We start from the raw sequence: 7157 nt of genomic DNA, 5'->3' as shown, positions 1-7157 counted from the left end.
CGCGCTGCGGCAGCGGCGGCTCGCCGAGACCGCCGGGCAGGTCCCTCCGCTGGAGGCCGCGGGCCGGATGCGGACGGCGTTCCTGGCGGCGGTCGGCCACGACCTGCGCACCCCGCTCGCCGCGGCCAGGGCGGCCGTCGAGTCGCTGCGCGCCCCGGACGTGACGTGGTCGGAGCGGGACCGGGACGAGCTGACCGCGACCGCCGCCGAGTCGCTGGAGCGGCTGGACCGGCTGGTCGCGGACCTGCTCGACATGAGCCGCCTGGAGGCCGGGACCCTCGGCGCGTCCCCGCGCCCGGTCGCCGCCGAGGAGGCCGTCCCGCGCGCCCTGGCCGGGCTCGGGGACGCGCCGGTCGACGTCCGCGTCCCGGCCGGGCTGCCCGCGATGCTCGCCGATCCGGCGCTGCTGGACCGGCTGCTGGAGGGCCTGGTCGCCGACGCCGTCCGGCGCGGCCCACCGGACGCGAGGGTGCTGGTCACCGCCAGCGCCCTCGCGGACCGGGTCGAACTCCGTGTGGTCGACCGGGGTCCCGGCGTCCCGCCGGGGGAACGCGACGGCGCGTCCGGGCCGTTCCCGTGGCCGGACGACCGTGACGGCCACGCCGGCGCCGGGCGCCGGCTCGCGGTCTCGCGCGGACTGGCCGAGGCGATGGACGGTTCGATCGCCGTCGAGGAGACCCCCGGCGGCGGCCTCACCGTGGTCCTCACCCTGCCCTCCGCGCTGACGCGCGACGACGCCTCCTCCGCCCCCGCCGTCCCGGCGCCCGCCGCGCCCGACCCGTCCGCCACCGACGCATCGGACACCGACGCATCGGACACCGGCCCGTCGGATACCGGCCCATCGGACCTTGACCCGAACGCCGCTGATCCGCTGATGCTCGACCGGGTGGCCGCCTTCCGGCACCACCGCCGGAAGGAACCCGGCCCCGGTCAGGAACAGGGATGACGCTCGCCCCTCCGGACGCCTCCTGACCTGCTGCGACGGCGCGCCGGACGGATCGGTGGGTCGGACCGGGAGTAAGCCTCCGTCCTCCGGGATACTTCCCCGGTAGCGGACGCGTTACAGGGGGCGGCGATGGCCGGGGCGGACGGCGGGGGCGAAAGGGGCGGCGGCGGAGCCGTGCCCGCCCGCCGCTGGCGCGTCTGGCTGCTGGAGGGCCTGACCGAGCGGAGCGGCATCCACCCGGGCCCGCACGGGAAGCTCCCGGAGGAGCACGAGGGCCACCGCTGGTGGCGGGTCATGTGCCTGACCGGCGTCGACTACTTCTCCACCCTCGGCTACCAGCCCGGCATCGCCGCGCTCGCCGCCGGGCTGCTGTCCCCGATGGCGACGCTCGTGCTCGTCGCGCTGACCCTGTTCGGCGCGCTGCCGGTGTACCGGCGGGTGGCGCGCGAGTCGCCGCACGGCTCCGGCTCGATCGCCATGCTGGAGCGGCTGCTCCCGTGGTGGGCCGGGAAGATCTTCGTCCTGGTGCTGCTCGGCTTCGCCTGCACCGACTTCATGATCACCATGACCCTCTCCGCGGCGGACGCGTCGGCGCACGCCATGGCCAACCCGCTCGCCCCGTCCGTCCTGCACGGCCGGGGCATGTGGATCACGCTGGTGCTGCTCGCCGCGCTCGGCGGGGTGTTCCTCAAGGGGTTCCGCGAGGCGATCGGGATCGCGGTCGCCCTGGTCGCCACCTACCTCGCGCTCAACCTGGTCGTCGTGGTGACGGCGCTGGAGCACGTGGCGACCCACCCGGTGCGGATCGCCGACTGGTGGGACGCGGCGCGCGCCGCGCACTCCTCGCCCCTGGCCATGGCGGGCGTCGCGCTGCTGGTGTTCCCCAAGCTCGCGCTCGGCATGTCCGGGTTCGAGACGGGCGTCGCGGTGATGCCGCAGGTCCGCGGGGACGCGTCGGACACCTACGCCAGACCGGCCGGACGCATCCGGGAGACCCGCCGGCTCCTCACCACGGCCGCGCTGATCATGAGCGTGTTCCTGGTCCTGTCCAGCTTCGCCACGACCGTCCTGATCCCGGCGGCCGAGTTCCGGACGGACGGCCGGGCCAACGGCCGCGCGCTCGCCTACCTCGCCCACGAGTACCTCGGCAACGGCTTCGGGACGGTCTACGACCTGTCGACGATCGCGATCCTGTGGTTCGCGGGCGCGTCGGCGATGGCCGGGCTGCTCAACCTCGTCCCGCGCTACCTGCCCCGGTACGGCATGGCGCCGGACTGGGCGGGCGCCGTCCGGCCGCTGACGCTGGTGTTCATGGGCATCGCCTTCCTGGTGACCTGGCTGTTCGACGCGAACGTGGACAAGCAGGCCGGCGCGTACGCGACCGGCGTGCTGGTGCTGATGCTGTCGGCGTCGTTCGCCTCGTGCGTCGCCGCGTGGCGGCACGGCCACCGCGCCGCGGGCGTAGGGTTCGCGCTGATCACGGCGGTCTTCGTCTACACGCTGTCCGCCAACGTGGTGGAGCGGCCGGACGGCATCAAGATCGCGTCGATGTTCATCGCCGGCATCCTCGTCACCTCGTTCGCGTCCCGGGTGCACCGCGCGTTCGAGCTGCGCACCGGCACCGTCACGCTGGACCCGGTGGCCGCGGGCCTGGTGGACACCGCCGCCGCCTTCGGCCCGCTGCGGATCATCGCGCACGAGCCGCAGGTCCGCGACCGCGAGGAGTACGCGCTCAAGGAGTGCTCCCAGCGCGACGACATCCCGATGCCGGAGGAGCAGCACATCCTGTTCCTCGAGGTCACGGTGACCGACTCGTCCGACTTCCGCGCGGACCTGGACGTGCGCGGCGAGGTGCTGCACGGCTACCGGGTGCTGCGGGTGACCGGCCCGGTCGTGCCGAACACGATCGCGGCGGTGCTGCTGGCCCTGCGCGACCGGACGGGCGTCCAGCCCAACGTCTACTTCGACTGGACCGAGGGGCACCCGCTCGGCCACCTGGTGAAGTTCCTGGTCTTCGGGGACGGCGAGGTTCCGCCGGTGACGCGCGAGGTGCTCCGCCGCGCCGAACCCGACCCGTCCCGCCGCCCCCGCGTCCACGTCTCCTGAGCCGCGCCGTTCCGGTCTTCCCCCCCGCCCTGACCTGGCCCGCCGCCTACGGTGTCGGCGTAGCGCGACCCCGGGGTTGTGGCTGAGTGGGTGCTCACTCATACTGGGTGAGTACTCACTCAGAGCGGAGGAGCGGCCATGGGAGCCCCGGCGAGCGGTGCGACGCGTGACGAGAGGGGCGGCGCGGCGGAGGTTGAGAACCCCGCTGGGCCGGGCGGGTTGCCGCGGCCCGGGGAGGTCATCGCGGGCCTCCGGACGTTCTGGACACACGGCCGCCGCGTCGAGCGTGCCTGCTACGTGGTCGGGGCCGTCCTGCTCCTGTCCGGGCTGGTCCACCTGGCCGTGTACGCGGTGGACGGCGGGCCGTGGACGGGCCCCGTGTCCTGGCGCAAGCCGATCACCTTCGGGCTGTCGTTCGGCCTCACCGTGGTCTCGCTGACCTGGGTGGCGTCGTTCGTCCGGCTCGGCGACCGCGTCCGCGCCGCCGTGCTCGGCGTGTTCACCGCCGCGTCCGTGGTGGAGGTCGCGCTGATCACCGTGCAGAAGTGGCGCGGCGTCCCGTCCCACCTGAACATGGAGGGCACGGCCAACACCGTCGTCTCGCGCGTCCTCGCGGCGGGCGGCGGCGTCATCGTCGTGGTGGTCGCCCTGCTGACGGTCGCCGCCTTCCGCACCCCGGTCACCGCCCGTCCGGACGCGGGCGCTCCCGAGCCCGCCGGGACGCCGGGCATGGGCCTGGCGCTGCGGGTCGGGTTCGGGGCGCTGCTGCTGTCGATGCTGTCCGGGGCGGCGATGATCGCGCGGGGGGTCGTGCTCGTCAACGAGGGCCGCCAGCAGGCCGCTTACCATGCGATCGGCGCCCTGAAGCCCGCGCACGCCGTGCTCATGCACGCCGTCCTGGTGCTGCCCGCGCTCGCCTGGCTGCTGAGCCGGACCGCGCTGCCCGAGACCCGCCGGACGCGCGTCGTCGCGGGCGTCTCGCTCGCCTACGCCCTCGCCGCGGCCGCCGTCACGGCGGTCTCGGTCATCGACTTCCTGCCGTAGCCGCCCCGCCCGGCCGCGGACGGCCGTTCAGCCCTGCCGGAGGGCCGAGCCGGACTTCCAGCGCGACCAGGGCATCTGCCAGTAGCCGTAGCCGTTCGTCCAGGCCAGTGGCCGGTTCGTGCCGGTGACGACCACGACGTCGCCGCGCACCGAGCGGGCGTAGAACCAGCGCGCGAACGCGGGGGAGGCGTTGACGCACCCGTGGCTGACGTTCGCCCTGCCCTGCGAGGCGACCGACCAGGGCGCCGAGTGGACGTACTCGCCGGTCGCCGAGATCTGCACCGCGTACCGCACCTTGAGCTTGTAGTAGCGCGGGTCCTTCGGGTCGGTGACGCCCATCCACGCGGACGTCATGACGACCGGGTCGCTCTTGCGCATCACCAGGTGGACGCCGTTGGTGGTGGTGTAGGCGGGTTTGCCGCCGCGTCCCGCGCTGATCGGCGTCGTCCGGACGAGGCGGCCGTCCTCGCGGACCCTCATCCGATGGGCGCGGGTGTCGACGACGCTGATCCGGGCCCGTCCCACGCGGAAGCCGCGCCTCACGTTCCGCGCGCCGGACATCCCCGCGACGTCCCGCAGCTCCTCCAGCCGCGCGTCCAGCACGACCCGCTCGCCGCTCGGCCAGTAGGACCGCGGCCGGTACACCGCCTGCCGGGACGACAGCCAGTACCAGCCGCCCTGCACGGGCTGCGACATCCGCACCCGCAGGACGCGCTCGACCTTCGCGCGGGACGGCACCGGCCGGGTGAACGTGACGATGATCGGCATGCCGATCCCGACGACCTCGCCCTCGCGGGGCGTCACGTCCGCGATCCCGAACGTCCGGACGCGCATCTCCTTCAGGTCCGGCCCGGACGACGCCGACGACGGGGACGCCGACGTGGGAAGGGCGGCCGGGGCGGCGAGCGTGTCGGTGCGGTCGGCCCCGGAACCGCCGGGGCCGGTCCCGGGACCGCCGCCGAGCGCGCCGGCCGCCACACCGCCGCACGCGCTGAGCGACAGCGCCGGAGCGGTCAGCGCGGCGACCGTCCAGCACCGGCGGGTCCGGACCGGAAGGAGCGAAGCACGGCGCGGCATGTTCACCTCGGGACATATCGGGGACATTCGGTGATCGAACGCTCACCGAAAGCGATGACCTTCGGCAAAATAGACGGTGAAGGGAAAAGGCGCGTCCCGACGGGCCAGAGCGCATGTCTCGATTGGATGACGGCTCCGGCGCCGGACCGCCGACGCCGGTCCCCGACGCCGCCCGACCGGCCCTCCAGAGCGCGGTCCGGACCGTGAGCGGGACGGCCGGGCGGACGGCGAGTCCGGGCAGGTGAGGGCATACGCCCCTGAGGGGAGCGCGGATGGTCGCTTTGGTAGATTCCGCCGGGGGAGGACGCCATGGGGACGCGGGGCGAGCTGCGCATCTACCTCGGCGCGGCGCCCGGGGTCGGGAAGACCTACGCGATGCTCGGCGAGGCCCGGCGGCGCTTCGGGCGCGGCGCGGACGTGGTCATCGGCTTCGTGGAGACGCACGGCCGCGCGCGCACCGCCGAGCAGATCGGCGACCTGGAGATCGTGCCGCGCCGCACCCTGGCCTACCGCGACCGCGTCTTCACCGAGCTCGACGTCGATGCCGTCCTGGCGCGGCGTCCGCAGATCGTCCTGGTGGACGAGCTGGCCCACACCAACGTCCCGGGCTCGCGGCACCCCAAGCGCTGGCAGGACGTCGAGGAGATCCTGGAGGCCGGGATCGACGTGATCTCCACGGTGAACGTCCAGCACCTGGAGTCGATGAACGACGTCGTCGAGCGGATCACCGGCGTCCCGCAGCGCGAGACCGTCCCGGACGAGGTCGTGCGCCGCGCCGCCCAGGTCGAGCTGATCGACATGACCCCGGAGGCGCTGCGCCGGCGGATGGCGCACGGCAACGTCTACCCGCCGGAGCGGATCGACGCGGCCCTCGCCAACTACTTCCGGCCGGGCAACCTGACCGCGCTGCGCGAGCTGGCGCTGCTGTGGCTCGCCGACAAGGTGGACGAGGCGCTCGAGCGCTACCGCGACCAGCACGGCATCACCGAGCCGTGGGAGGCGCGCGAGCGGATCGTGGTCGGGCTGACCGGCGGCCCGGAGGGCGACACCCTGATCCGCCGCGCCGCCCGGATCGCCGCCCGCGCCGGGCGCGCCGACCTGCTCGCCGTGCACGTGGCCCGCGCGGACGGGCTGGCCTCCGGCGGCTCCGCCCGCGACCTGGACCGGCAGCGGGTGCTGGTGGAGGGCCTCGGCGGCAGCTACCACCAGGTCCTCGGCGACGACCCGGCCAGGGCGCTGCTGGAGTTCACCCGGGGCGTGAACGCGACGCAGCTCGTGCTCGGATCGAGCCGCCGCCGGGGCTGGCAGTTCGTGTTCGGGCCCGGCGTGGGAGCGACGGCCGCGCGCGAGTCGTCCGAGATCGACGTCCACCTGGTCACGCACGAGCACGTCGGGAAGGGCCGCGGGCTGGTCAGCCTCGCGGGCAGCCCGCTCAGCGTCCGCCGCCGCGTCGCCGGCTGGGCCCTGGCGCTGCTCGGCCCGCCCGTCCTGGTCGCCGTGCTGGACGTGGGCGGGGACGCCGGGGACCGCCCGGGCCTGACCACCGACCTGATGCTCTTCCTGGCGCTGACCGTCCTGGTCGCGCTGGCGGGCGGCCTGTGGCCCGCCATCCTCGCCGCCGTCCTCGGCTTCCTGGCCGCGAACTGGTACTTCACCCCGCCGCTGCACACGCTCACGATCGCCGAGCCCCGCAACGCGTTCGGCCTGCTGGTGTTCGTCGCCGTCGCCGTGGCGGTCTCCTCGGTGGTGGACCTGGCCGCCCGCCGCACCCGGCAGGCGGCGCGCAGCGGCGCCGAGGCCGAGACGCTGAGCCTGCTGGCGACCTCGGTGCTGCGCGGCGAGAACGCGCTGCCCGCGCTGCTGGAGCGGGTCCGCGAGACGTTCGGCGTGCGCGCGGTCGCGCTGCTGGAGCACACCGCCGACGGCGGCTGGCGGACGCGCGGCGCGGTCGGCCCGGACGCCGCCGCCGACCCCGACGCCGCGG

5 protein-coding genes are annotated in these 7157 nt (G+C 74.8%); 4 read left to right on the top strand and 1 reads right to left on the bottom strand.

The features are described from left to right. The 3 genes from DZF91_RS30770 to DZF91_RS30760 all read left to right on the top strand — a co-directional run. Nucleotides 1-946: sensor histidine kinase (locus DZF91_RS30770; RefSeq protein WP_235834675.1), on the top strand; the 946-nt coding region annotated here is incomplete at its 5' end. 129 nt (nucleotides 947-1075) lie between these two features. Then, nucleotides 1076-3052 (top strand): APC family permease, encoded by a 1977-nt coding sequence (locus DZF91_RS30765; protein ID WP_117360588.1) that lies wholly within the window; start codon nucleotides 1076-1078, stop codon nucleotides 3050-3052. Nucleotides 3053-3190: 138 nt separating this feature from the next. After that, entirely contained in the window at nucleotides 3191-4096 is a 906-nt protein-coding gene (locus DZF91_RS30760; protein WP_147341467.1) for a hypothetical protein, read from the top strand. Nucleotides 4097-4123: 27 nt separating this feature from the next. Here DZF91_RS30760 and DZF91_RS30755 read toward each other — a convergent pair whose 3' ends face one another. Next, a complete protein-coding gene (locus DZF91_RS30755; RefSeq protein WP_158588090.1) occupies nucleotides 4124-5173 on the bottom strand; it encodes a L,D-transpeptidase in 1050 nt (349 codons plus the stop codon). A 309-nt stretch (nucleotides 5174-5482) separates the two neighbouring features. Here DZF91_RS30755 and DZF91_RS30750 point away from each other — a divergent pair. Next, a partial coding sequence (locus tag DZF91_RS30750; RefSeq protein WP_117360585.1) for a sensor histidine kinase occupies nucleotides 5483-7157 on the top strand: 1675 nt, incomplete at its 3' end.

It is taken from the genome of Actinomadura logoneensis, assembly GCF_003428695.1.
GTDB lineage: Bacteria > Actinomycetota > Actinomycetes > Streptosporangiales > Streptosporangiaceae > Spirillospora > Spirillospora logoneensis.
This window is presented reverse-complemented; position numbering and strand designations above follow the sequence as displayed.